The following is a 25901-nucleotide window of genomic DNA, read 5'->3' as shown; positions in this document are numbered from 1 at the left end:
AAAGTATTGCAAATGATTTGGAGGTCATACATATGACAGTTAAATGGGAAAAATTAGAGGGTAGCGAAGGGAAACTTACGTTTGAAGTTTCCGTAGATCGTTTCAACGAAGCATTAGATGAAGCGTTCAAAAAAGTAGTAAAGAAAGTACAGGCACCTGGATTCCGTAAAGGAAAAATGCCACGCAAAATGTTCAACAAAATGTACGGTGAAGAATCACTTTACAACGATGCTATCGATATCGTACTACCTGGAGCATATTCTGCTGCAGTAGACGAAGCGGACGTAGATCCAATCGCAGCTCCTGAAATCGACATCGAAAAGCTAGAAAAAGGCGAGCCTGTTGTTTTCACTGCAATTGTAGCGCTTAAGCCAGAAGTAAAGCTTGGAGATTATAAAGGTCTTGAAGTAACTCGTCAAGCAGTTGAAGTAACAGACGAGGAGGTAGACGCACAGCTTCAACAACGTACTGAAGCACTAGCAGAAATGGTAGTCAAAGAAGATGGCGTTGTGGAAGACGGCGATACAGCTACAATCGATTTCGAAGGATTCGCTGATGGTGAAGCTTTTGAAGGTGGACAGTCAGAAAACTACGAACTTGTAGTAGGTTCTGGTTCATTTATTCCAGGATTTGAAGAGCAAGTAGTAGGCATGAAAACAGGAGAAGAAAAAGAAATTGAAATCACTTTCCCTGAAGAATACCATGCTGCTGAATTAGCTGGAAAGCCTGCTACATTCAAAGTGAAAGTGAACGAAATCAAGTCTAAAGAAGTTCCTGAACTTGATGGTGAGTTGGCAAAAGAAATCGACGAGAGTGTATCTTCTGTTGAAGAGTTACGCACGAAGTTGAAAGAAGAAGCTGAAGAACTGAAAAAGAATGATTCTGAAACAGCTCTTCGTGACGATTTAGTAGAACAAGCTGCAAGCAACGCTGAAATGGACATTCCACAAGCGATGATCGATTCAGAAACGGATCGTATGATGCAGGACTTCGAACAACGTCTACAAATGCAAGGCATGAACTTGGATCTTTACTTCCAGTTCTCTGGTCAAGACGAGCAAACACTTCGTGATCAGATGAAAGACGACGCACTAAGCCGCGTACGCGTTTCATTGACACTTGAAGCAATCGGCGCTGCTGAAGAAGTAGAAGTGCCAGAAGAAGAAGTACAAGCTGAGCTTGAAAAAATGTCTGAGCAATTCGGTATGGACGTTGAGCAAATCAAGACTACTCTTGGTGGTACATCTGTACTGGAGAACGACCTTCGTTTCAATAAAACAGTACAACTACTTGTTGACAACGCAAAAATCATCGACTAATCTTTCTATATGAACGCAACAAGGTACGGGTTGTCCGTACCTTGTTTTTCTTAAATAAAAGAACTCATGTATAGTCTTCCGGAAACTCCACAAGCTAGAACACAAATAACCATACATATCTGGCTGGTTGTAATCGGTCATTAAGTTCTAAATAGTTGATTAAGTCATGGTAATCTTGTAGTATATTGACTTGAATAGGGGTGAGCATAATGTTCAAATTTAATGATGAAAACGATAACCTTAGCTGTTCTTTTTGTGGGAAATCTCAAGAGCAAGTCCGCAAATTGGTAGCAGGTCAAGGTGTTTATATTTGTGATGAATGCGTTGAACTTTGTGCGGAAATCGTGGAAGAGGAAGTAGGTCTTGAAGAAGGCTTCGAGCTAAAAGATGTTCCGAAACCAAGAGAAATCCAAGGTATCCTCGATGACTATATCATCGGGCAAGATCGCGCAAAGAAATCACTCGCTGTAGCAGTGTACAATCATTACAAACGGGTAAATTCAAGCAGTAAAATTGATGATGTCGAGCTAGCTAAATCCAACATCGTCTTAATCGGTCCAACTGGTAGCGGTAAAACATTACTGGCACAAACGTTGGCTCGTATTTTGGATGTGCCATTTGCGATTGCAGATGCGACTTCATTAACTGAAGCAGGATACGTCGGGGAAGACGTAGAGAATATTCTCTTGAAATTAATTCAAGCAGCAGACTTCGATATCGATAAAGCTGAAAAAGGTATTATCTACATTGATGAAATCGACAAGGTAGCTCGTAAATCTGAGAACGCGTCGATTACTCGTGACGTATCGGGTGAAGGTGTGCAACAAGCCTTGCTGAAGATTCTTGAAGGAACGGTTGCGAGCGTTCCACCACAAGGCGGCCGTAAGCATCCTCATCAAGAGTTCTTGCAAATCGACACAACGAATATCTTATTCGTTGTAGGTGGAGCATTTGATGGAATTGAAGATATCGTTAAACGCCGTATCGGACGTAAAGTCATCGGCTTTGGTTCTGAATCCAAGCAAGAAATCAATGAAGAAGATAGCCTATTGGCTAAATTGATTCCTGAGGATCTTCAATCATACGGTTTGATTCCAGAATTTATTGGTCGTTTGCCGGTAATCGCAACGCTCGATACATTAGATGCAGATACATTGTATCAAATTCTAACAGAGCCCAAAAATGCGATCGTCAAACAATACCAGAAGATGGTCGAACTGGATGATGTAGATCTTCAATTTGAAGATGATGCATTGATCGAAATCGCAAAAGAAGCGATTGCTCGTAAAACGGGTGCACGTGGACTTCGTTCCATTATTGAAAATATCATGTTGGATGTAATGTACGATCTACCTTCACTTGAAGAAGTGAAGAAATGTATCATTACGAAGGACTCTGTTCTTGGTAAGTCTACTCCGATCTTGCACCGAGAAGACGGATCTGTATACGAATCAGATAACGAAAAAAATACCGCATAACGCCGAAAAGGCAAAAGGGCCGGCTCCACCGATGCGTATCTTATACGTTCGGCAGTCGGCCTTTTCTTACATAGGATTTTATTACGCATTATACATACATATACATAACTTATTTGGAGGTGGCTATTCATGCCGACGATTCAAAAACAGAACATCCCATTATTGCCACTTCGCGGAGTGATTGTTTATCCGACGATGCTATTACATATTGATGTAGGCCGTGAACGCTCGGTTTTCGCTATTGAACATTCATTAGCAGGTGATAGTCAAATTTTCCTTGCAACTCAGAAAGATCTAGGCTTGGAAAACCCTGAAATAGATGATTTATATGAAATAGGTACACTGGCGACTATCAAATCAATGACTCAATTACCAAATGGTACGTATCGTGTATTAATCGAAGGCATACATAGAGCAGCGTGGAGCAGTTACCAAGAAGCTGACCTGTATCCAGTTGTCAATGTCACATGTTATAAAGAAAGCGAAGAAAAAGACGCGGAAGCAGAAGCGCTAATGCGTTCACTTGTTGCACAGTTCAAACGATATGTGAAGAACAGCAAAAGAATTTCCGACGAAACACTGGAGACGGTTGAAAGCATTCAAGAACCCGGTAGGTTAGCAGATATGATCGCATCAAACTTGCCGTTAAAATTAACAGCAAAACAAGAAGTGCTTGAAATACTGGACGTGCCTGAACGTTTGGAATGGCTAATCAGTCGAATGTATAATGAACAGGAAATCATGGAGCTAGAACAAAAAATTAATGAACGCGTGAAAGATGCAATGGAACGCACGCAAAAAGAGTTTTATTTACGCGAACAATTAAAGGCGATTCAAACAGAGCTAGGCGATAAAGATGGTAAAGGTCTTGAAGTGTCCGAACTAAAAAAGAAAATTGAAGAAGCGAATATGCCGCAATCTGTTAGAGAGACAGCAGAGCGCGAGTTGGAACGTTATGAAAAGATTCCTTCCGCTTCAGCTGAAAGTGGCATTATTCGTAATTATATTGAGTGGCTCATTATGTTGCCATGGACTCATGCGACAGAAGATCAACTAGATTTGTCTCGGTCAGAAAAGATTTTGAATCGTGATCATGAAGGATTGGAAAACGTTAAAGAGCGAATTCTAGAGTATCTCGCGGTGCGTCAGATGACAAATTCTCTGCGTGGTCCGATTCTTTGCTTAGATGGTCCACCAGGAGTGGGTAAAACTTCTTTGGCCCGTTCTATTGCGGAGTCACTAGGACGTGAATTTGTCCGCCTATCTCTAGGTGGTGTCCGTGATGAATCTGAAATACGTGGTCATCGTCGAACGTATGTAGGCGCGATGCCTGGGCGTATTATCCAAAGTATGAAAAAGGCCGGCACTGTCAACCCAGTCTTCTTACTCGATGAAATCGATAAAATGTCTAATGATTTCCGAGGAGATCCATCGTCTGCTATGCTGGAAGTACTGGATCCTGAACAAAACAGTACTTTTAGTGATCATTATATAGAAGAGCCGTATGACCTTTCGAGTGTTTTATTCATTGCGACTTCAAATGATCTGGGGGCTATTCCCGGTCCATTGCGTGACCGTATGGAAATCATTTCGATTCCCGGTTATACAGAACAGGAAAAACAATCGATTGCGATCAATCATTTGATTCCCAAACAGATGAAAGAACACGGCCTCAAGAAGTCACAACTTCGTTTCCAGGAAGAAGCAGTTCTCGAAGTCGTACGTTACTATACACGTGAAGCTGGTGTCCGTTCACTTGAGCGAGAAATTGCCAGCATTTGTCGTAAAGCCGCGCGTCAAATTCTAGCAGGTGATAAAAAAAGTCTAACAGTGAGTCTGAAATCTTTAGAAGCCTTACTTGGCAAAAAGCGTTTCCGTTTTGGACAGGCAGAAACAGTCAATCAAGTAGGTATGGCAACTGGGCTAGCCTATACATCTGTGGGTGGAGATACATTGCAAATTGAAGTTTCATTATCTCCAGGTAAAGGTAAGTTATTACTGACAGGGAAACTTGGGGATGTTATGAAGGAATCCGCACAAACCGCTTTGTCCTATGTGCGTTCCAAAGCCATGACATTTCAAATAGATCCTGATTTCCATGAAAAATGGGATATTCATATTCACGTTCCTGAAGGCGCCACGCCAAAAGATGGACCTTCCGCGGGTATAACGATCGTAACGGCACTAGTATCCGCATTGACGGAACGCCCGATTCGCCGTGAAGTCGGTATGACAGGGGAAGTGACACTGCGTGGACGTGTATTGCCAATTGGTGGACTAAAACAAAAAACGCTGAGTGCGCATCGTGCAGGATTGCGAACAATTATCATCCCGTCAGATAATGAACGTGATCTAGATGATATTCCAGATAGTGTAAGAAAAGAATTAACATTTAAACTCGTGTCGGATGCTCATGAAGTACTCGATATCGCTTTGGAGGAAAAGAAATGAAAGTCCATAACGTAGAAATGATTATGAGTGCGGTTCGTCCTGAACAATATCCAACAGAAGGTTATCCTGAATTTGCGTTGGCCGGCCGCTCGAATGTAGGGAAATCTTCCTTTATTAATAAAATGATTGGGCGTAAAAGTTTGGCGCGTACATCTTCAAAGCCGGGAAAGACTCAAACGCTCAATTTCTATAAGATTGAGGAAAAATTATTTTTTGTTGACGTACCGGGGTACGGGTACGCCAAAGTGTCGAAAACTGAAAAAGAAAAATGGGGCGGTATGATCGAACAGTACATTACATCACGAGAAGAATTGCGTGCGGTAGTGCAGATTGTTGATTTACGTCACCCACCGACAAAAGATGACTGCATGATGCATGATTTCCTTTCTCATTACAATATCCCGACGATTGTCATAGCGACAAAAGCAGATAAAATACCTAAAGGTAAATGGGAGAAGCATAAGAAAATCGTTCGTACAACATTTAACATGGAGATACACGAGCCGCTCATCCTGTTTTCCTCTGAAAAAGGTATTGGGATGGATGAAGCATGGCATGAAATTGAAAGTCGCATGTAAGTAACGATCTAATTTTATCGAATTGTTACATTATGACTTCAAACGATGTTCACAATTTGCATTCCGACTAAAGCGCTATGTATGTTATAATGAGTATAAGAAAATGATTCCGAAAGGTGTGAGCACCTAATGTATACAGTCGTTGTCGGTGTTAACCACCGAACCGCCCCTGTCGAAATTAGAGAGAAGCTATCATTCGTCGAGGCTGATTTGCCACAAGCGATGCAAACATTGCAACAGCAAAAGAGCATCTTGGAAAACATCATTATTTCCACTTGTAACCGCACAGAAATCTATGCGGTGGTGGATCAGATTCATACAGGACGATATTATATAAAAAGATTTCTAGCCGATTGGTTTTCTATTCCCATGGAGGACTTTTCGAGTCACTTGATCATTCATGAAGAAGATGGTGCAGTGGAACATTTATTACGTGTAACTGCAGGCATTGATTCCATGGTACTTGGGGAAACGCAAATATTAGGACAAGTTCGTAGTAGTTTTTTCGCTGCGCAAAATATTGGTACAACTGGTACCGTATTCAACGAATTGTTCAAGCAAGCGATTACGACAGCAAAAAGAGCACATACCGATACAGCAATTGGTGAAAATGCTGTGTCAGTTTCCTATGCAGCAGTAGAACTCGGAAGAAAGATTTTCGGTTCACTCAAGGATAAGCATATTGCGATTCTTGGTGCAGGTACGATGGGTGAATTAGCAGTTAAGAACTTGCAAGGAAGCGGTGTTGGGAAGATTACTGTAATCAACCGAACATTCTCCAAAGCAGAAATTCTAGCGGCGAAATTTAATGGTGAAGCGAAATCTATGCAAGAGTTGCAATGCTTATTACTAGAAGCAGATGTTTTAATCAGCTCTACTGGTGCTACTGAATATGTCATTGATTATGAATTGATGGATTTTGTAGAGAAACTACGTAAAGGCAAGCCGTTATTCATGGTGGATATCGCTGTGCCACGTGATCTTGATCCGAAAATCGGTGAACTAAGCAATGTATTCTTGTATGATATCGATGATCTACAAGGCATTGTCGAAGCAAATTTGGCTGAACGTAAGCGTGCAGCTGAAGAGATCGGTCTGATGATCGAACAGGAAGTAGTTGCCTTTAAGGATTGGTTAACAACGCTTGGTGTCGTGCCAATGATTTCTGCATTACGCAAGAAAGCAAGTCGTATTCAGAGCGAAACGATGCAGAGTATCGAAAATAAAATGCCCGATTTAACCGAACGTGAAAAGAAAGTGCTGAACAAGCATACAAAATCCATTATTAATCAATTGTTAAAAGAACCTATTTTACAGGCTAAAGAATTATCTACTGATAAAAAAGCAGCAGAGAAACTCGCTCTTTTCGAACAAATCTTTGGAATTTCTGAAGATGTCGTAACAGAAAAGGAACAGCTGGCATTACAAGCAAAAGAACGTCTTCAAAAGCGCGCTGATCGAAAATCAGATGGTGTGGATGTGACGAACTTACATTATCAACACTAATCCCAGGTGGTTCTGTATCTGTCTTTCACAAGAATGATACAGGCCCACTTTTTTATTGCAGTTAAATAGGCAATACATGCATAAATATTCGGTAAACTAGTAGAAAGATGCTTATTATGGATGCAATTATTTGCAGTAACACCCTCTCATTTGAGACAATATAGACGAACACTCCTTACTATCAAAAGAGAGGTTTTCGCTTGAAAGGCAGAGAATAGCATATGGTTGATTTAACCGTCGCAAGACTTCAGGAAGTCATGATTGTTCTTTATGCCCTCGGTCTTGTTTTTTACTTAATTGATTACTTGAAGAAGTCAAAAGTTGTTCATCGTACTGCTTTTTGGCTTATCGTTACCGTCTGGGTTACACAAACCGCGATTTTATCTCTTTATATAATTCAGATGAAGCGCTTTCCAGTATTATCGCTAGTTGAAGGAATCTATTTTTATGTATGGTTACTGGTCACATTATCTATTGTGTTCCAGTTGATTTATAAAGTGAACTTCATGGTGTTTTTCACAAATATCATTGGATTTGTATTTTTAATGATTCATGTCTTTTCCAATTTGAAATACACAGCATCCACTGTTGGTGATTCGCTTATTTCGGAAGTACTGTTTGTCCATATTACGTCAGCAATCCTCTCGTATGCAGTGTTCGCGTTAGCATTTGTTTTTGCTGTATTGTATTTGATTGTATATAACGTACTAAAAAGTAAGAAATTTGGAAAACGCTTTTCCAGTCTACCGAATTTGCATCAGACGATGATGGGAATGAAAATGTCGATCTATACTGGCATCCCGATTTTATTCGTCAGTTTATTATTCGGTGTTCAATGGGCGTATGTAGCGCTTGAGAATTGGTCTCTATTTGATGTAAAAATTATGGGATCCTTTGCAGTATTACTCATCTATTCTTCGGTTATTTATTTCAACTATAAGGGTAAGCTTCAATCAGTGGAGTTTGCTTGGATGACGATATTTGCATTTCTTTTAACGGTTGTGAATTTCTTTTTGGGCAGCACGCTGTCACAATTTCATTTATGGATATAAGAAAGGAAGAGTTTTTTGAGAAAAATTATTGTAGGTTCACGTAGAAGTAAGCTGGCATTGACTCAAACGAAATGGTTTATTGAACAAATGAAGCAAGCAGGTGCACCATTTGAATTTGAAGTAAAAGAGATTGTTACGAAAGGCGATCAAATCTTAGACGTCATGTTATCAAAAGTGGGCGGTAAAGGGTTATTCGTAAAAGAAATCCAGCAAGCATTATTTGATAAAGAAATTGATTTTGCCGTACATAGCATGAAAGATATGCCTGCGGTAATTCCGGATGGTTTGACAGTCGGCTGTATCCCTAAACGTGTGGATCCACGTGATGCTTACATCGCAAACGACCATGTTCGCTTCATGGATTTACCAGTAGGCGCGGTTGTTGGAACATCCAGTCTTCGTCGTAGCTCACAATTATTAATGTTGCGCCCAGATATTGAAATTAAGTGGATTCGTGGAAATATTGATACACGTCTACGTAAGCTCCAAGATGGTGAATTTGATGCAATCCTCTTGGCTGCGGCAGGACTTAAGCGTATGGGCTGGGATGACAGCATCGTCACAGAACACCTATCGCTCGAAGATTGTATTCCAGCAGTAGGACAAGGAGCATTAGCGATTGAATGTCGTGAAGACGATACAGAATTACTAAATGAACTAGCGAAATTAACAGATGAGAGCACATGGATTGAGCTACAAGCTGAGCGCACGTTCCTTAATGAAATGGATGGTTCTTGTCAAGTACCAATCGGAGGATTTGCAAAGTTTGATGGTAATGAAGTGGAAATGACTGGTTTCATCGCGTCTCCGGATGCAATTCAAGTGTTCCGTGAAACAGTGAAAGGAACAGATCCTGTTGCAGTGGGTAAAGAAGTCAGTAAAATTTTACGTGAGCAAGGTGCTGCTGAAGTAATCGAGAAAGTGAAGGCGGAAATGGATGCGTAACGCATTACCGTTAGCAGGAGAAACGGTTATTTTCACAGGAACACCAAAATCCACGGAAGCTGCCGAACTGGTGAAAAAGTACGGAGGCATTCCGGTTTCAATTCCACTAATTGAAGTGGGAGAAATACGAAAGAAGGCTGATCAGCAAAAGTTGCAACAAGCAATGAAAGCTGATTGGCTCATTTTTACGAGCCAATCAGCAGTTGCTGCGTTCCGTGCAAAAATGTTGCGGTTCAATGTAACAGCAGATACGTTCAAAGGAAAAGTGGCTGCAGTCGGAACTCGAACAGCGGCAGCGTTAGATCGACTCGGCTTTGCCGTATCTTTCATTCCAAGCGTGTTTAGTGCAGATGTTTTCGTCAAACAGTTTAATCCAAAAGAGTCGGAACGATTACACGTGGTCTTTTTGAAAGGTACTCTTGCTGGTAGTTTGATTCGTGAGGAGTTGCCGTTTCATGTTTCCGAATGGACAGTCTATGAGACCAAAAGTGCAACGAGTGAAATAGATAAATTGTGTCGTTTTATACTTCATAAAAATCAAGTGTCCGTATTGTTCGCAAGTCCGTCGGCGGTGGAAGTATTCTCTTCAAGTATTGCCCCGAAAACAACATGGTTTGGCTTTACGGTTTGCGCGATCGGTCATGTTACGGAACGTGCATTGTTAAAAGTGGGTGCGCCTGTTCACATCAAGCCCAAAACGTATACATTAGTCGAGCTAGTCCATGAACTGGCCAAACGAAAGGGAGAGTTCACAAATGAGTCCAATAGAATTTAAGCGTCATCGTAGACTTCGTACACATCCTACCGTTCGAGCGATGGTTAGAGAGACAGAAATTAAAGCAGCGGATTTCATTTATCCTATCTTTGTTACAGAAGGCGAGAACGTGCGTAATCCAATCGCTTCTATGCCAGGAGTAGATCAGTTTTCTATTGATTTATTATTAAAAGAAACGGATGAAGTCGTCGAATTAGGTATTTCATCAATTATTTTATTCGGTATACCTTCGAATAAAGATGCAACGGGCACTGAAGCATATGACGACGAAGGAATCATTCAACGTGCAACACGTGCGGTGAAAGAACGGCATCCGCAATTGGTCGTTGTAGCGGATACTTGTTTATGCGAGTATACAGATCACGGGCACTGTGGCGTTATTCACGACAATGATGTAGATAACGATGCTAGTCTCGTTCTGCTAGCGAAGACAGCAGTCAGTCAAGCAAAAGCGGGAGCGGATATCATTGCACCTTCGAATATGATGGATGGTTTTGTAGCGGTCATTCGTCAAGCGCTAGATGATGCAGGATTCCAAAACATTCCCATTATGTCGTATGCAGTTAAATATGCGTCTGCTTATTACGGTCCATTCCGTGAAGCGGCGCAATCCACACCACAATTTGGCGATCGTAAAACGTATCAAATGGATCCAGCAAATCGTATGGAAGCAATGCGTGAAGCGGAATCTGATATTCTTGAAGGCGCAGATTTCTTAATTGTTAAGCCAGCATTGTCTTATCTCGATATCATTCGCGACGTAAAAAATCATGTACTCCTACCTGTCGTGGCATATAACGTCAGTGGGGAATACGCAATGGTCAAAGCGGCTGCATTAAACGGCTGGGTAGACGAGAAGAAAATTGTGTTAGAAACATTAACAAGTATGAAGCGTGCAGGTGCAGATATCATCATGACATATCATGCAAAAGATGCAGCTCGCTGGTTGGAGGAGAAATAATATGGGACAAAAATCATATACGAAATCTGAAGAAGCGTTCAAAATAGCAGTGGATTTAATGCCAGGTGGCGTCAACTCACCAGTGCGTGCTTTCAAATCAGTTAATATGGATCCGATCTTTATGGAAAGTGGTAAAGGTGCGATCATTAAGGATATCGATGGCAATGAATATATTGACTACGTTCTATCTTGGGGTCCTCTAATCCTAGGACACACACATCCAGACGTAGTATCTGCCATGCAGAAAGTAGCTGAAACAGGTACAAGTTTCGGAGCACCTACACTTCTGGAAAATGAATTGGCAGAGCTTGTAATCGACCGTGTACCATCCATCGAGATGGTACGTATGGTGTCTTCTGGTACAGAAGCAACAATGAGTGCACTTCGTTTAGCACGTGGCTATACGAAGCGTAACAAGATCCTTAAATTCGAAGGTTGCTATCACGGGCATGCGGATTCCTTACTTATTAAAGCAGGTTCGGGTGTTGCTACATTAGGTTTGCCTGATAGCCCTGGAGTGCCTGAAACGATTGCACAAAACACGATCACGGTCCCGTATAACGATCTGGAAAGTGTTAAATTGGCCATTAAAGAGTATGGAGACGATCTAGCTGCAATTATTGTAGAACCGGTTGCAGGAAACATGGGCGTTGTAGGACCGGATAGTGGCTTCCTTAAAGGCTTACGTGAGTTAACAGAAGAAAACGGTTCATTATTAATTTTCGATGAAGTCATGACTGGATTCCGTGTAGGATATAAATGTGCACAAGGTCACTTCAACGTCAAACCCGACCTTACATGTCTTGGTAAAGTTATCGGTGGTGGATTGCCTGTAGGTGCGTATGGCGGTTCTCGCGAGATTATGGAACATGTAGCACCGGCAGGAACTATTTATCAAGCGGGTACATTGTCTGGCAATCCGTTAGCCATGACGGCAGGTATTGAAACGTTGAGAAAGTTGACGCCGAAAACATACGAACACTTCATCAAGCTTGGCGATCAGTTGGAAGAAGGTTTCCGCGCAGCAGCGAAAGCTAATAATATTCCACATACCGTCAACCGTGCTGGTTCGATGATCGGGTTCTTCTTTACGGATCAACGTGTCAATAACTACGATAAAGCGAAAACTTCCGATTTGGAACTGTTCGCAGAGTATTACCGTCTAATGGCAGAAGAAGGTATTTTCTTACCACCTTCCCAATTTGAAGGTATGTTCTTGTCAGCAGCCCACACAGAAGAGCATATCGCGAAGACTGTGGAAGCTTTCCATACAGTGTTTGAGAAGTTGAAACGATAATCTTGAAGCGTCAAGCAGATTTTATTGCTTGGCGCTTTTATGTTCATTTTTTATGATGATGGCGCGGTGTTGGCGAGGATTGGCGCGGTTTTCAGATGTTATGGCGCGGTCTTCGGGATCAATAGCGCGGTGTACGCTGGCATTTGCGCGGTGTGCTGTCCTTTTGGCGCGATGCTAGGCTTTAATAGCGCGGTTGCGATCGTTTCATTCCCATTCCCATTCCACATTATACTTCACTTCTAAATTCCTTTATTTCTTCATATAGTAGCCTGAGTTAAGAAAAGGAGTGAAGCGAAAATGACAACACATCAATGGACATTGCAAGAGTCTTTTTATTTCCCTGTGGAGTACGGGGCATTTGCTAAATCGGCTGAGGTAAAGGTGACGCCAGGGTTTACGGAAGAACGTACGGAAGATGCAATCCGTTTGCAAGGGATCTATCATATCGCGGCAAACGTTGTATTTGATGCAGACAAGCAAGTAGAATTGGCAACTGAAGATGTATTAGTTATTCATGACGTGGAAGTAGAAAACAATAAAGGATATTTTGAATATGCTGTGCCTTTGAATGTTGATCTACCAGTAGAACTCGATGGCGACTTGCAACTGGAAGTGCGAGATATTAAATCTTCATCACAGGAAGACGGGGGATTGAAACTTGAGTGGACCGTTCACTTGAAACAGGAAGAGCCTGTACAAGAACCGGTTGTAATCGAAGAAGTGCCCGCAGCACCACAGTTCGTAGCTGCCTCGACATCCCATTTAGAGTTTCTTGCAAATGCTGATCGTGCCGTTGAACAAGTAAATAATGAAATGGAAGACTTTCTCTTATACATCGCCGAGATGGATGACGATATAACGAGAAAGATCTTCCACTCAAATAATGTTTTTGTAGAAGCAGAAGGACAAAGCAGCGAGTAAGCAAAATACTAAAAAATCGCCAGTGGTCGGGATAAGTAGTAATCGAATCAATTGAAACACGGTGATCGGGATGATACAGCCTTTACAGTAAAATCTTGTTTTCCGAAGCCACGGCGGCAACAGATAGGGATTATAACCTTTTCGCATCGTTCACCATCCTTTCTCTATAGACTGCTATTCAGTTGACGGACTCTACATGTTTCGCTTATAATAATGTGTATATGAATATAAATGCGAAGAGTAGGAAAGTACATGTGAACCGTTTTCTTTAGAGAGGGTACGATTGGTGGAACGTACCTGGAAACCGCATATGGAAGTCCCCTATGAGCAGTTTCTGTGAAATATGAGTAGCAGGAACCGGTGAAGACCGTTACCAAATCATGAAGATGTAATGCTTTTTGCATTCATAAATAAAGGTGGTACCACGAGCTCCTTCGTCCTTTTACCGGGATGAGTGGGGCTTTTTTGTATCCCTTTTTATTTGAAGGAGGAAATGAAATGACTGACGAATTGACGATGCCGACCAAATACGATCCGCAGGCAGTGGAAAAAGGACGTTATGAATGGTGGCTTGAAGGTAAGTATTTTGAATCGAATGTAAAAAGCGAGAAAAAACCGTATACAATTGTGATCCCACCACCGAACGTTACCGGAAAGCTTCACTTAGGACACGCATGGGATACGACTTTACAGGATATGCTCATCCGCATGAAGCGTATGCAAGGGTATGACGCACTATGGTTGCCGGGAATGGACCACGCAGGAATTGCGACACAAGCAAGAGTAGAAGAAAAACTTCGCGCCGATGGTAAAACACGTTATGATCTTGGACGTGAAAACTTTGTACAAGAAACATGGAAATGGAAAGAAGAATACGCGAGCCATATCCGTGCACAATGGGCGAAGCTTGGTCTAGCTCTTGACTACTCACAAGAGCGCTTTACTTTGGATGAAGGATTGTCAAAAGCAGTACGTGAAGTATTTGTTAAGTTGTATGAGAAAAAGCTGATCTACCGCGGAGAGTATATCATCAACTGGGACCCTGCAACGAAGACAGCGATATCTGATATCGAAGTTATTCATAAAGATGTGCAAGGTGCATTCTATCATATGCGCTACCCATTGGCAGATGGCACAGACTCGATTGAAATAGCGACAACACGTCCTGAAACGATGCTTGGTGATACAGCTGTTGCAGTTCACCCCGATGACGAACGCTACCAGCATTTGATCGGTAAGATGGTTAAATTGCCAATCGTAGGACGCGAGATTCCGATCGTAGCGGATGACTACGTAGAAATGGATTTCGGAAGCGGTGCAGTGAAAATTACACCTGCGCATGACCCGAATGACTTTGAAATAGGTAACCGTCATAACTTGCCACGTGTGCTCGTCATGAATGAAGATGGCACGATGAATAAATTAGCAGGCAAGTACGAAGGCATGGATCGTTTCGAATGCCGTAAACAAATCGTCAAAGACTTACAAGAGATGAATGTGCTATTTGAAATTGAAGACCATATGCACTCTGTCGGACACTCGGAACGAAGTGGCGCGGTAGTGGAGCCGTATCTATCTACACAATGGTTCGTCAATATGCAGCCACTTGCCGAGCAAGCAATCAATCTGCAGAAAAATGAAGAAGAAAAAGTGACGTTTGTTCCTGAACGTTTCGAGAAAACCTACTTAGGATGGATGGAAAATGTCCATGACTGGTGTATTTCTCGTCAACTATGGTGGGGTCACCGAATTCCAGCTTGGTATCACAACACAACAGGTGAAATCTATGTGGGTCAAGAAGCACCAGCTGATGAAGAAAACTGGACTCAGGACAACGACGTACTAGATACTTGGTTCTCATCTGCCTTATGGCCATTTTCAACTATGGGATGGCCAGATGTTGACAGCGAAACATTTAAAAAATATTACCCAACAGATGCCCTTGTTACAGGATATGATATTATCTTCTTTTGGGTGTCCCGCATGATTTTCCAAGCTCTTGAATTCACGGAAGAGCGTCCATTCAAGGATGTCTTGATCCACGGATTAGTACGCGCGGAAGACGGGCGAAAAATGTCTAAATCTCTCGGTAACGGTGTAGATCCAATGGACGTAATTGAGCAGTACGGTGCAGACGCATTGCGTTACTTCTTGGCAACAGGTTCTTCACCAGGACAAGATCTACGTTACTCTACAGAAAAAGTAGAAGCGATCTGGAACTTTGCCAATAAAATTTGGAATGCTTCCCGTTTCGCCTTAATGAATATGGATGGCATGACATATGAAGAAATCGATTTGTCAGGAGAGAAATCTGTTGCAGATGCATGGATTTTAACTCGTTTGAATGAAACAATTGAATCGGTAACTAGCTTGGCTGACCGGTATGAGTTCGGTGAAATGGGCCGCGCGTTATATAACTTCATCTGGGATGATTTCTGTGACTGGTATATCGAAATGGCGAAATTGCCACTATACGGTGAAGACGAAGCAGCGAAAAAAATGACACGTTCGGTTCTTGCGCATGTTTTAGATCAGACGATGCGTTTATTGCACCCATTGATGCCTTTCATAACAGAAGAGATCTGGCAGAACCTTCCCCATGAAGGTGAGTCGATTACAGTAGCACAGTGGCCTGAAGTGGATGCGGCTATGATGGACAAGTCGCGTGCTTCGGATATGAAATTGTTGATGGATATCATCAAATCCGTGCGTAATATCCGTGCAGAAGTGAATACACCGATGAGTCGTAAAGTCGATTTGTATATTTCAGCGAAAGACGAGAAGACCGTGGCGGTACTTGAAGAGAACCGTAACTATCTTGTGCGATTCTGTAATCCTGAAACATTAACAATTGGTGTGAAAGTGAATGCGCCAGGCAAAACGATGTCAGCAGTCGTGACGGGTGCAGAGCTGTACTTGCCACTTGAAGGATTGATTGATATAGACGAAGAGTTGGCTCGTTTGACGAAGGAACTTGGCAAGTGGCAAGGTGAAGTGAAGCGGGTTCAAGGCAAGTTGTCGAATGAACGTTTTACTGCGAAAGCACCTGAGTCAGTTGTTGAAGAAGAGCGTGCGAAAGAGAAGGATTATTTGGAGAAGTACGCGGCGGTTGAGCGTCGTATTGCAGAGTTGAAAGAGATTTAAAAGTAGTTTAAAAAAGAAGGCCTATTCGACAGTGTGATGCTGTTGAATGGGCTTTTTTTAATGTTGAAGTAGAGAGTGGTGGGATGAAAGGATGCCTTCATAAAGTGCGCGCGGTAGGCCAACCAGTTCGCTTTGCCCTCTTTGGTTGTCTCGCTTGTCCGACTAATGCTCTGAGAGTTGCCGTTCCTATGCCTGAATTCCTACTTTTTGAGGAGGAAATAGTTTAATAAGTAAAAACCAAAACCATCTAAGTCAATGTTCTTATAAAAACATAGTACCCTATAAATAGTGTTATTGGATTCTTATGGGTATAATTGAATTCATAATATTTAGACCGTGTGTAGAAGGTTGTTTATGGATTTTTTGTTAAGTCGGCTTAGCTTTGCAGTTAAGTTAAAAAAATCCGCATTATAGGATGTATTACCACGTGTATTCCGGCCGTGTATCTACTGTATATTTACTTTACAGCTATGAATATGTAAAGGGGAGAAGCGCATGTTAATTAAACCGAAGAAATTGCAACGTGGTGATCGGATCGCAACAGTGAGCCCTTCGTGGGGAGGCGCAGGAGAACCGGAAATTAGGTGGCGGTACGAACAAGGCGTAAAGAGATTAGAAGATCTATTCGAACTAACTATCGTGCCAATGCCAAACAGTTTAAAAGGAGCCGACTTTCTCTATGAAAACCCGAAAGCTCGTGCAGAAGATCTAATGGCGGCATTTAGCGATCCCAATATTAAAGGGATCATTGCGAATATCGGTGGGGAGGACAGTATCCGATTACTTCCATACATTGATTTTGACGTAATACGAGAAAATCCAAAAGTCTTCATGGGATACTCTGATGTTACGGTATCGCATTTATTTTGTCATAAAGCGGGAATTTCTTCATTCTACGGACCCGCAATATTAACTGATTTTGCCGAGAATGTTGAAATGGATTCCTACACGGTCGAGATGGTGAATCGAATTCTCTTTTCTAATGAAATCATAGGTGAGATACAACCGGCTGAAAGATGGACAAGCGAGCGGTTGGAATGGATCGAGTCGAATAAGAGTAAGCGGCGTACGATGAATCAGAATACTGGATACGAACTACTTCAGGGCTCTGGTATTGTGCAAGGCCGATTGATTGGTGGATGTATCGAAGTATTGGAATTTGCGAAGGGTACGGCGATTTGGCCCGAAGACAAGTATTGGAACGATAGTATAGTATTCTTTGAAACATCCGAAGAGAAGCCTGATCCTAGTTTGATTCGATACTGGTTAAGAAATTATGCAGCACAAGGAATTTTACATCATGTGAATGGGATAATTTTCGCGAAGCCTCAAGACGAGAAATACTTTGATGAGTATAAAGAGGAAATCCTTACTGTGATGAAAGAGTATGACTTGGAGCATTTGCCTATTTTGTATAACTTGAACTTCGGTCATACGGAACCTAAATGCATTTTACCATATGGAGCGTTGGCGAAAATAGATTGTATACGAAAGACGTTTTCAATTGTAGAGAGTGGCGTTGAGTAAAATAGTTAAGAAATGGGGTGTTTATAATATTTACTGATCGGCAGTTACAAATGTTCATTGAAGGGGAGATTATGGGGGATACTTTTCCTTATGATAGTGATGATGAACAGGAAGTCTTGGCACATATCAATCGGTTATTTTATCGAATCTGTCGTATCCACAATGTGGTCTGCGAAGCGGAATGGGATCATTTCGGCAGCGGCTATGCTTCCTTTGTGGAGTTTTTTTGTTATCGGAAAGAAGATTATATAACCGTACAAGAAAAGTATGGAATGCGTGAGATAGAGATAAAAGGTATTATACTTGATGTAAGTCGTCTAGCATCAGTTGCTATAATGGGTGAAGATGTAAGGTGTAGAACAATTCGGATAGAGACGGCTGAGGAAGTAAGTGGTGGATATGGTTCAATACTTGATACACCTACTTCGCTAGCTGTTAGTGAGGAATTGGAAACACTAGCAACAGAATTACAGAAAGCTTTACAAGAGTTTAATTACAAATTATTAGCTGCGAATGAGATGAGTACGCCACTATTGTTTAAAACAAAAATACCGACGATTTATCGGAATGAGCGACAATATCTAGTCTTGGATGCGATCTTTTATTGGGAAGATTAATAATGGTAGGGAGAAAGCATATGAGAGACTAGCTAGCATATTTCCTGACGACTTAAAATCTTATATAGAAGGGAAAAGTATGTTTGTGAAGGAATTAGAGCGAAAAGCGCTTAGTTGGTACGATACAAAAGAGTGATATTTAGAAGGAAAACTGAAAAATAGAAAGATGTTGAAGATATTCGGGAAGTTAGGAATCATAGTATTTTCCACACTTCCACTAACCGATCTAGTTTACATAATATAATTATAGATCTAAGCGGAAAGGAGTTTAGCTATGCAAGCAATTAGTGAAACTCTATGTATTGTTTTTCCTTTCATTGTACCGTCACTAATTGTAGTCTTTGTCATAAAGAGATTGGATCAGAAAACTAATCTAGGTTCGTTGGCTAAGAAAAAACCGAAGTGCGCTCAGTCATGATTAGACAGTCTGATACCACTTGGAATGTTGATTGGTTGTAAACTGGTTTGCTAATTAGTATGATCTCTCCCATTTCATTAAGAAAGAAGAGATGTAATGATAGAAGCTACAGTCTAGACAAGGGGAATTCGGTAGTATAAATAAGCAGTATCTGCGCTAGTAGCTATACGTACAGTTAAGTCAGTAACTTCTAGAAAATACGTTTTATGAATGACGTGAGGAGAAAATAGAATGAGTAAAACAAAATCTACTTCCGAAACTTGTATCATAGTTCTTCATGAAATATACGGTATCAATCAATTTATGAAAGACATATGTGTTGCGTTGTCTGAGAAGGACTACGATGTGATCTGCCCAAATCTGTTGCCTCAAGAAACACCTTTTGATTATTCACAAGAAGAGGTAGCTTATGAAAATTTTATGCAGCATGATAGTTTCGAAAACAACGCACGTAAGGTAAAAGAGTTATTGGTGGAGATGAAGGACCAGTACGAAAAAGTATTTATACTTGGATTCAGTGTAGGAGCGACAATTGCTTGGCTCTGCAGCGAAGAAGAGTGCGTAGATGGGATGGTTGGATACTACGGATCACGAATACGAGATTATGCAGGAATGAACCCCACTTGTCCAACTTTGTTGTACTTTCCGAATACCGAGAAGTCATTTGATGTGAAAGAAATGGTTTTGAAATTAGAAAAGCCGAATGTGGAGGTATATACGTACGATGGGAAGCATGGATTTAGTGATCCATACGCTTTTGCATACAATGAAGAATTAGCTCATATTACCTTTAAGCAAACGATAGACTTCTTTAGAAATAATTGAAAGAATTGTGTAGGGGGAAGCACTTCATGAATAGAAGTGCTTTTGCTGTTTAGATATATTGATAGAATAAACCGAACTGTGTATCGTACCATAACAGTGTGCCATGTTTTCTCAAAGGTAGACGTGTTTGAAAACTCCATTCAGGATACTGTTTGATAATCTGGACATGATCGCCAGTCGCGAATGCGATAAAGGAGATATAATGATCTTTTGTCATCGGGTGGTCGCTTGAGATAAAACGTTCATTATCGACTTCTTCAATCGTAAGTTTTTCTTCGTCGCTCGCTTTCATCGCTTGTAGCGCTTCGAGTTTCCTGCCACAGCAAGATAGTGTAATATTGCCCGTTGCTAATACAATATTATTACAAGATGGACAGACAAAGTACTTTGATTTTTTCATATTTCCTCCTATAAACTCATTAGACAATACTTCACCGTCTAAAATATTTTCTATATTCACACCAAGTAGCTTAGATAGATTGGATAAAAGTGTTACATCCGGACAACCATATCCGCGCTCCCACTTTGAAATCGTTCGATCCGAAATATTCATTTGATCGGCTAATTGTTTCTGGGTGAATCCTTTTTCTTTGCGTAATGTATAGATTAATTCTCCAACTTTACTTGTATCCATCGGTTTCCCTCCTGCTCTCTATTATCATAGGCGAATATCCAACAGGCATCAACAAACGTTCCGTGGAGTTTGTTACACTTATATATACTGGCGTGGTTAATTTACTAGAAAACATAAAAAGAGTAGATCTGAGATAGTAGAAAGCAAGGTGAGTAGAAATGAAACAGCATTGTTGTGAAGACGTGGCTTATCATGCAACTTTTACATGTGACGTACACAAAGACCCGTATGATTGTCCTGATCAATTGATTCTTTTTGATAAAACAGATCAAGATTACGGATTGTTAATTCATGATGGAGGTACTTCAAGTATCGAGATTTCATTTTGCCCATGGTGTGGAAGTACATTATTGGAAAGGGGATAGAAAATGAATAAACTTCAAACGTACGCTGTCGCAATTGTGTTTTTAGCACTCGTCTTTTTCTTCGTTCTTTCAGTAGTAACGAGTAATTGGAAGTTTTTCTTGTGGAGTATCATACCGATCCTTTTATGGCTAATGACGGCTTTCCTAGCTAAAGTCAACGCTAGAGATTAAATGGAGTACATCTCTCTACGTAAAAGGGCTGTTACCGAATATCATAATGACTTTCGGTAACAGCCCATATGTTTACAACCACAACGTTTCCCCAATAAGCAACTTTTTTAATCGATTTTCATCCAACTGCAATCTTCTCCACTCAGCATTCAGCCTTTCAACAGCTTCCGGCCCTGTATCGTCCGCTAAATGATAAGCTCCATAATGTATCGGAATGAATGTCTTTCCAGCTAGATCCAAAAATCCTTTCACTGCATCCTCGGGTGTTAAGTGACTTTCCTTCATAAACCATTCCGGCTCGTACGCTCCAATCGGCATGAGCACCGTATCAATAGTGAACTTCTTGGCAATCTCTTGAAAACCTCGGAAATATCCCGTATCCCCAACGAAGTAAATCGATTGTTCAGCACTTTCGATAATCCAGCCGCCCCAGTGCGAAGTATTCGTGTCCGTCATTGTCCGTTTTGTCCAATGTTGTGCTGGAACAAATGTGAACTTTGTGCTTTCAAACACGAATGAGTCAAACCATTCCGCTTCGATGACCTTTTTAAATCCTCTTATCTGAAATTTACTGCGTAGGCCAACTGGAAAAAAATAGCTAGGATTACCTTTTAGATGTCTGATCGTGCCAAAGTCCAAATGATCATAATGTCCGTGTGAAATAATTACAACGTCAATCTCTGGCAATTCAACGAGTGCGACTCCTGGTTCCGTCAATCGTTTCTGAAAACCCATCCGCTTTGCCCAGACTGGGTCCGTAATTATGTTGAGCCCGTTGATTTGAATCAAACATGTAGCGTGTCCAATCCAAGTAATGGATGCTTTCGACCGATTAATAGCGAGTTTTTCTATTTCTTTATCTGGCGCTTGCTCGATTACGATACGTAAATCTTTCTTTCCCTCATTACGTTCTATCTGCCACCGAATCAGTTCTCGCAGTGTCTTACGCGTATCTACGTTATCTAAATTAGTATAGCGTTTTCTCCTCATGATTCATCACTCAACTGATTTTTGATATACTCCAATAATTTCTTCGCCACTGAAAACTCATGTGTTTGATAGAGTGAACGGGCACCAACGGGATCCTCGATTTCATTCAGTAACCAGCCGCCTTTAATTGGAAGTATGAAATCAATGCCGATATAATCGCTAGAAATTGCCCGGGAAATCGTTTGAACTTGTTTGGTTTCAGTGTCGTTCAACGTATACTTTTCCACGGTGCCGCCCAATGTGTAATTGGATTTGAATGAATCTTTCGCGCCTGTTCGTTTCACTGCACCTAACAATTCATTACCGAGCATAAACACACGGATGTCCGTCGCGTCAGATTCGATGAAAGGTTGTGCAATTAGTTTAGTAGGATCGAATTGATTTAGGATATCTTCTGTTTGTTGTGCAGATTCACATAGAAATACTTCGCTTCCGCCGTGACCCCCGCGTGTTTTCAGTATAAAAGGCAATGTAGGAAGTTGATCCACTCTGAATGTGGGGACTGCGGGAATACCAAGCAGGGAAGCCAGTTCAAATGTGCGTAGTTTATCATTGGCGATTTTTTGTATACTCGCTCGATTGAACACACGATAACCGGCTTGTTCCAATTCTAAGGCTAATTCAGGATCACGATCGCGGAATAAAATGAAATCAAGCGGTTCAGCAGGTGAATCCGTTATCAACTCCACGTTCATATCTAATACCTTCGCTTCTTTTAATAGATCGTCGATAAACGCATGATTCCGCTTCGCTTCCTCCTCATTATAGTAGATGGCACCTTTCATTTAATCTTCTCCAATATATACGCAATCATTGCATCAGCGACGTTGATACCGGTGACGTTCAACAGGTTGCGGATATGTGCCGCGCCGTTCACTTCACAAACCAGGGGTTGTTCATCGGCACCGAATAACAAATCTACTCCTGCGAATTCTGCACCAACTGCTTTTGCAGCTTCCATAGCCAATGTTTCCTGAGCGGACGTCAATTTTACAACTTCAGCTACGCCGCCGTTCGTAATATTTGCGCGGAAATCCGTCTCTGAATGGCGATACATGGCCGCAATGATTTGATCGCCCACTATATTGACGCGTAAGTCCCGCCCTCTACTTGTCTCGATGAACTCTTGAAAGACATAATCGACACCACGCAACTCATCGACTTTTTCATAGAAAGCTTCTTTCGTTTCGATCAAATACACTTTCATACCAAATGAGCCATGACCTTCTTTAATGATCATGGGCAAGCTGAGCGTTTCAAGGACGTTCTCGTAATAGCCACTATCTGCAATCGAAAAGTTTGGATAGACCTTCGGTGCGATGATCGTTTTCGGCATCGCGACACCGTGCTTCGCGAGTTCAAGATACTGCTTGGCTTTATTATCACATGTCTCAATAACTTCAGGATCATTGAAGACGGGGATTCCTGCATTTTTTAAATACTGTCCAAGCAATGTATCTTTATCGAGGAAGACGACGAAATCAGGGGCATCTTTTATCTGATTTTGCACATCCATCTGCACCTCATAATTTTTTAAGAGTGTCGCCTGTACCCCAACATTTTCTGCCGCTTCTTGTACAAGCCGCGCTTGATCGGCAAATTTATCACTCGTTAAACTACCATTATAAATAACCCAACAACTTTTCAATCCCCACGCCACCTTTGCTATACTGTATATAACTTAATTTTAGCACAGGAGGAATTTCTTTGATTCCAAAACTTGATGAATATAAAAAACAATTTGACATAATGAGTGACGACGAGATTAAACCTGGATTAGATGCCATAGAAAAGGCATTGGCGAGTGTATTGAACCCCGAGAAAGACTTGCGGATTATTCATGTGGCGGGTACGAACGGGAAAGGTTCGACGATTGCAGTAATGGAAGCGGTGTTACAAGCGCATGGATTTGAGACCGGTGTGTTTTCTTCACCCGCCATATTGGATATATATGATCAGATTCGGATCAATGGAAAGCCGATTGCGCAAGAGGAATTGGAATATGTGTTTGAGGAGATGGAAGCAGCAGGATTGAGCGGTTTGCTGACGGACTTTGAATTGCTGACGGTGGCAGCGTTTTTAGCGTTCCGTAATGCAGGACCGGACTACGTCTTGCTTGAGACGGGGATGGGTGGTAGATACGACAGCACGAATGTGGTGACGCCTTTAGTGTCCGTCATCACGTCGATTGCTCTCGATCATACGGGGTTTCTTGGTAATACAGTTGAAAAGATTGCCGCGCATAAAGCCGGCATTATTAAGCCGTATATTCCAGTCGTTATAGGGGAATTAGCAAAAGAAGCGAAAGAGATTGTCTTGTCAGAGGCGAAGTCGAATAAAAGTTTAGTACGCGCATATGACGAAGAATTCACAATGAAGCAAGGAACGACGGAGACCTTCTGCGGTATGTCTACATTTGAAATTCCGGTGCGTAATATGAAAGGGCCACATCAAGCAATTAATCTTGCGGTTGCTCTAGAAGCTTTATCATTGGCAGGGGTTCCTTTAAAACAAGATCATGTGGCTAAAGCTATAGCAAATGTAGCTTTGCCGTTTAGATTCCAAAAGATTGCAGAACACGTTTATATGGATGGAGCTCATAATCCTGCTGCTGCGCGTATGTTGGTACGTACTATTTCCGAGCAATTTCCAGGAAAGAAAGTGGATTGGATTGTAGGAATGTTGAATACGAAAGATTATAAAGCAACGTTGGAGATTTTAGCACCACTTGCGAATAGTTTTACGTTTGTGGATTTTTCGCATGCACAAGCTGCAAAAGCGAAGGATTTACAAGCGGTTTGCCCGATTGAGGCAAGTCGTATGATTTCGTTTGAAGAAGTGGATTTAACATGTCCGAAAAAATACATAAAGGTAGTTGTTGGCTCTCTTTACTTATTAAGTAGTTTAATGAGACAATAGGCTTAATAAAGTTAGTTTTATAGACCATTACGTTTAGGAAAGGGTATTTAGTTTTAGTAGGAGAATATAAACGGGAGGAATGTCATGTCATGAATACTACGAAAGAAAAAGGATTTACACTAGTCGAAATTCTAGCGGCTTTGACAATTTTGGGTATTGTATTCGTTAGTTTCATGACGATTTTTTCTCAAATGAATGTATTTAATACTCGGACAGAATCTAAACTTGAAACGATCCATTTGGCTAAAAAAGAATTGATTTTTTGGAAAGAGAATCCGATGCCGTTAGAGAATAATGAAGGGGTTTCAGTTCTAAAGAAAGATACTGAATCGTCATCTGATTTTATTTTTTATACATATACACGTCAAGATGAACCTAAATACGAATACCGTGTGAAATACCGTGTACCATCAGACTTGAAATCTTTCACAGAAACTTCTGTTACACTCCATAGATTGCAAATTTCTATTTATGAGAATAGCAAGGAAATTAGTGAGACGTTTGGTTATGTGGAGGATGGGGCTCTATGAATGTAAAGTGGACAATAAGAAAGAATCAGCAAGGAATGTCTGTTGTTGAACTATTAGCAACGCTACTACTTGTTTCCTTGGTATCTGTAATTATCTGGACAACATTCTCAATAAGTACTCGAATGAATACATCGGAGACGGCAAAATTACGCTTACAGCAAGAGGCAAATTATATTGCGACAGAAGCACAACGTTTACATCGTAAGTGTTCAAGTTATGAATTTGTTGTGAAGCCTCAAAGAGTGAGCGTTCGAAATTGCCGAACGTCATCTCAAACTATAGAAGATTATATTCTTAGTACGAACTTTCTGTATTATACAGATCAAAAAAATCCAGAAGCTACTGAAGAAAGATTCTATGTAAACGCAAAGAGAGGGAATTTAGAAATATCAAAGTTTTGGGTTGTAGATCCAAATAACGATAAATTGAAAGTATCCATCCCATTGGAATTATCCAGATATAAGGAAGCCCCTTGAGG

At 41.2% G+C, this 25901-nt stretch carries 25 protein-coding genes and 1 other annotated feature; of the genes, 20 read left to right on the top strand and 5 right to left on the bottom strand.

Annotated elements, in window-relative coordinates; translation table 11 throughout:
* Positions 1–32: 32 nt before the first annotated feature.
* The 10 genes from tig to hemL all read left to right on the top strand — a co-directional run bounded on the left by tig (position 33) and on the right by hemL (position 12362).
* Positions 33–1319 (top strand): trigger factor, encoded by a 1287-nt coding sequence (tig, locus tag CSV60_RS08895; protein ID WP_099636723.1) that lies wholly within the window; start codon positions 33–35, stop codon positions 1317–1319.
* Between the two features lie 209 nt (positions 1320–1528).
* Positions 1529–2797 carry an ATP-dependent protease ATP-binding subunit ClpX gene (gene clpX, locus CSV60_RS08890; protein WP_099629780.1) on the top strand — a complete coding sequence of 423 codons (1269 nt, stop codon included), beginning with the start codon at positions 1529–1531 and terminating at the stop codon, positions 2795–2797.
* 129 nt (positions 2798–2926) lie between these two features.
* Positions 2927–5248, top strand: coding sequence for an endopeptidase La (gene lon, locus CSV60_RS08885; protein WP_099636722.1), 2322 nt, complete (start codon positions 2927–2929; stop codon positions 5246–5248).
* The gene (gene yihA / locus CSV60_RS08880; RefSeq protein ID WP_099629782.1) at positions 5245–5826 is read left to right on the top strand and encodes a ribosome biogenesis GTP-binding protein YihA/YsxC; all 582 of its coding nucleotides are present in this window, start codon (positions 5245–5247) and stop codon (positions 5824–5826) included. The genes lon and yihA overlap by 4 nt, the downstream gene beginning before the upstream one ends.
* A 129-nt stretch (positions 5827–5955) precedes the next feature.
* Positions 5956–7332 carry a glutamyl-tRNA reductase gene (gene hemA, locus CSV60_RS08875; protein ID WP_099629783.1) on the top strand — a complete coding sequence of 459 codons (1377 nt, stop codon included), beginning with the start codon at positions 5956–5958 and terminating at the stop codon, positions 7330–7332.
* Between the two features lie 221 nt (positions 7333–7553).
* A complete protein-coding gene (gene ccsA, locus CSV60_RS08870) occupies positions 7554–8384 on the top strand; it encodes a cytochrome c biogenesis protein CcsA (RefSeq protein WP_099629784.1) in 831 nt (276 codons plus the stop codon).
* 15 nt (positions 8385–8399) lie between these two features.
* A complete protein-coding gene (hemC, locus tag CSV60_RS08865; protein WP_099629785.1) occupies positions 8400–9329 on the top strand; it encodes a hydroxymethylbilane synthase in 930 nt (309 codons plus the stop codon).
* Positions 9322–10104, top strand: a complete 783-nt coding sequence (locus tag CSV60_RS08860; protein WP_099636721.1) for a uroporphyrinogen-III synthase — start codon at positions 9322–9324, stop codon at positions 10102–10104. Before hemC ends, CSV60_RS08860 begins: the two co-directional genes overlap by 8 nt.
* The gene (hemB, locus tag CSV60_RS08855) at positions 10085–11065 is read left to right on the top strand and encodes a porphobilinogen synthase (RefSeq protein WP_099636720.1); all 981 of its coding nucleotides are present in this window, start codon (positions 10085–10087) and stop codon (positions 11063–11065) included. The genes CSV60_RS08860 and hemB overlap by 20 nt, the downstream gene beginning before the upstream one ends.
* Before the next feature lies 1 nt (position 11066).
* A complete protein-coding gene (gene hemL / locus CSV60_RS08850) occupies positions 11067–12362 on the top strand; it encodes a glutamate-1-semialdehyde 2,1-aminomutase (RefSeq protein WP_099636719.1) in 1296 nt (431 codons plus the stop codon).
* Positions 12363–12460: 98 nt separating this feature from the next.
* Here the strand turns inward: hemL and CSV60_RS16120 are convergent, their stop codons facing one another.
* Positions 12461–12589: a hypothetical protein gene (locus CSV60_RS16120; protein WP_255397313.1), complete on the bottom strand. Its 129-nt coding sequence runs from the start codon at positions 12587–12589 to the stop codon at positions 12461–12463.
* A 70-nt stretch (positions 12590–12659) separates the two neighbouring features.
* Between CSV60_RS16120 and CSV60_RS08845 the strand changes: the two genes are divergently transcribed.
* The 5 genes from CSV60_RS08845 to CSV60_RS08820 all read left to right on the top strand — a co-directional run bounded on the left by CSV60_RS08845 (position 12660) and on the right by CSV60_RS08820 (position 19814).
* Positions 12660–13283: a hypothetical protein gene (locus CSV60_RS08845; RefSeq protein ID WP_099636718.1), complete on the top strand. Its 624-nt coding sequence runs from the start codon at positions 12660–12662 to the stop codon at positions 13281–13283.
* A gap of 227 nt (positions 13284–13510) precedes the next feature.
* Positions 13511–13728: a binding site (T-box leader), on the top strand.
* 53 nt (positions 13729–13781) lie between these two features.
* Positions 13782–16427, top strand: a complete 2646-nt coding sequence (locus CSV60_RS08835; protein ID WP_099636717.1) for a valine--tRNA ligase — start codon at positions 13782–13784, stop codon at positions 16425–16427.
* A gap of 495 nt (positions 16428–16922) precedes the next feature.
* Complete coding sequence (locus tag CSV60_RS08830; protein ID WP_099636716.1) at positions 16923–17954, top strand: S66 family peptidase; 1032 nt, start codon at positions 16923–16925, stop codon at positions 17952–17954.
* A 71-nt stretch (positions 17955–18025) separates the two neighbouring features.
* The gene (locus tag CSV60_RS08825) at positions 18026–18571 is read left to right on the top strand and encodes a hypothetical protein (RefSeq protein ID WP_099636715.1); all 546 of its coding nucleotides are present in this window, start codon (positions 18026–18028) and stop codon (positions 18569–18571) included.
* Between the two features lie 649 nt (positions 18572–19220).
* Positions 19221–19814: a dienelactone hydrolase family protein gene (locus CSV60_RS08820; protein WP_099636714.1), complete on the top strand. Its 594-nt coding sequence runs from the start codon at positions 19221–19223 to the stop codon at positions 19812–19814.
* A 49-nt stretch (positions 19815–19863) separates the two neighbouring features.
* Here the strand turns inward: CSV60_RS08820 and CSV60_RS08815 are convergent, their stop codons facing one another.
* Positions 19864–20448, bottom strand: coding sequence for a helix-turn-helix domain-containing protein (locus tag CSV60_RS08815; RefSeq protein WP_099636713.1), 585 nt, complete (start codon positions 20446–20448; stop codon positions 19864–19866).
* Positions 20449–20606: 158 nt separating this feature from the next.
* Here CSV60_RS08815 and CSV60_RS08810 point away from each other — a divergent pair, with 158 nt between their 5' ends.
* Positions 20607–20813 carry a DUF6980 family protein gene (locus CSV60_RS08810; protein WP_099636712.1) on the top strand — a complete coding sequence of 69 codons (207 nt, stop codon included), beginning with the start codon at positions 20607–20609 and terminating at the stop codon, positions 20811–20813.
* A gap of 3 nt (positions 20814–20816) precedes the next feature.
* On the top strand, positions 20817–20984 hold the full coding sequence (locus CSV60_RS15835; RefSeq protein ID WP_158233166.1) for a hypothetical protein: 168 nt from the start codon (positions 20817–20819) through the stop codon (positions 20982–20984).
* Between the two features lie 72 nt (positions 20985–21056).
* On the opposite strand, the gene CSV60_RS08805 is transcribed toward CSV60_RS15835, so the two are convergent.
* Genes CSV60_RS08805 through CSV60_RS08795 form a run of 3 tightly spaced genes read right to left on the bottom strand, consistent with a single transcriptional unit; the run spans position 21057 to position 23622 of the window.
* Positions 21057–21974, bottom strand: coding sequence for an MBL fold metallo-hydrolase (locus CSV60_RS08805; protein ID WP_099636711.1), 918 nt, complete (start codon positions 21972–21974; stop codon positions 21057–21059).
* Complete coding sequence (locus CSV60_RS08800; protein ID WP_099636710.1) at positions 21971–22759, bottom strand: ATP-grasp domain-containing protein; 789 nt, start codon at positions 22757–22759, stop codon at positions 21971–21973. Before CSV60_RS08800 ends, CSV60_RS08805 begins: the two co-directional genes overlap by 4 nt.
* The gene (locus tag CSV60_RS08795; RefSeq protein WP_099629799.1) at positions 22756–23622 is read right to left on the bottom strand and encodes an ATP-grasp domain-containing protein; all 867 of its coding nucleotides are present in this window, start codon (positions 23620–23622) and stop codon (positions 22756–22758) included. The genes CSV60_RS08800 and CSV60_RS08795 overlap by 4 nt, the downstream gene beginning before the upstream one ends.
* Positions 23623–23681: 59 nt before the next feature.
* Between CSV60_RS08795 and CSV60_RS08790 the strand changes: the two genes are divergently transcribed.
* The 3 genes from CSV60_RS08790 to CSV60_RS08780 all read left to right on the top strand — a co-directional run bounded on the left by CSV60_RS08790 (position 23682) and on the right by CSV60_RS08780 (position 25899).
* The gene (locus CSV60_RS08790; RefSeq protein ID WP_099636709.1) at positions 23682–24893 is read left to right on the top strand and encodes a bifunctional folylpolyglutamate synthase/dihydrofolate synthase; all 1212 of its coding nucleotides are present in this window, start codon (positions 23682–23684) and stop codon (positions 24891–24893) included.
* 89 nt (positions 24894–24982) lie between these two features.
* Positions 24983–25423 carry a type II secretion system protein gene (locus CSV60_RS08785; RefSeq protein WP_099629801.1) on the top strand — a complete coding sequence of 147 codons (441 nt, stop codon included), beginning with the start codon at positions 24983–24985 and terminating at the stop codon, positions 25421–25423.
* Positions 25420–25899 carry a hypothetical protein gene (locus tag CSV60_RS08780; protein WP_099636708.1) on the top strand — a complete coding sequence of 160 codons (480 nt, stop codon included), beginning with the start codon at positions 25420–25422 and terminating at the stop codon, positions 25897–25899. The genes CSV60_RS08785 and CSV60_RS08780 overlap by 4 nt, the downstream gene beginning before the upstream one ends.
* Positions 25900–25901: the final 2 nt, after the last annotated feature.

Origin of the sequence: Sporosarcina sp. P7, assembly GCF_002743425.1 — a bacterium.
In the GTDB taxonomy this organism is placed as follows: Bacteria; Bacillota; Bacilli; order Bacillales_A; family Planococcaceae; genus Sporosarcina.
This window is presented reverse-complemented; position numbering and strand designations above follow the sequence as displayed.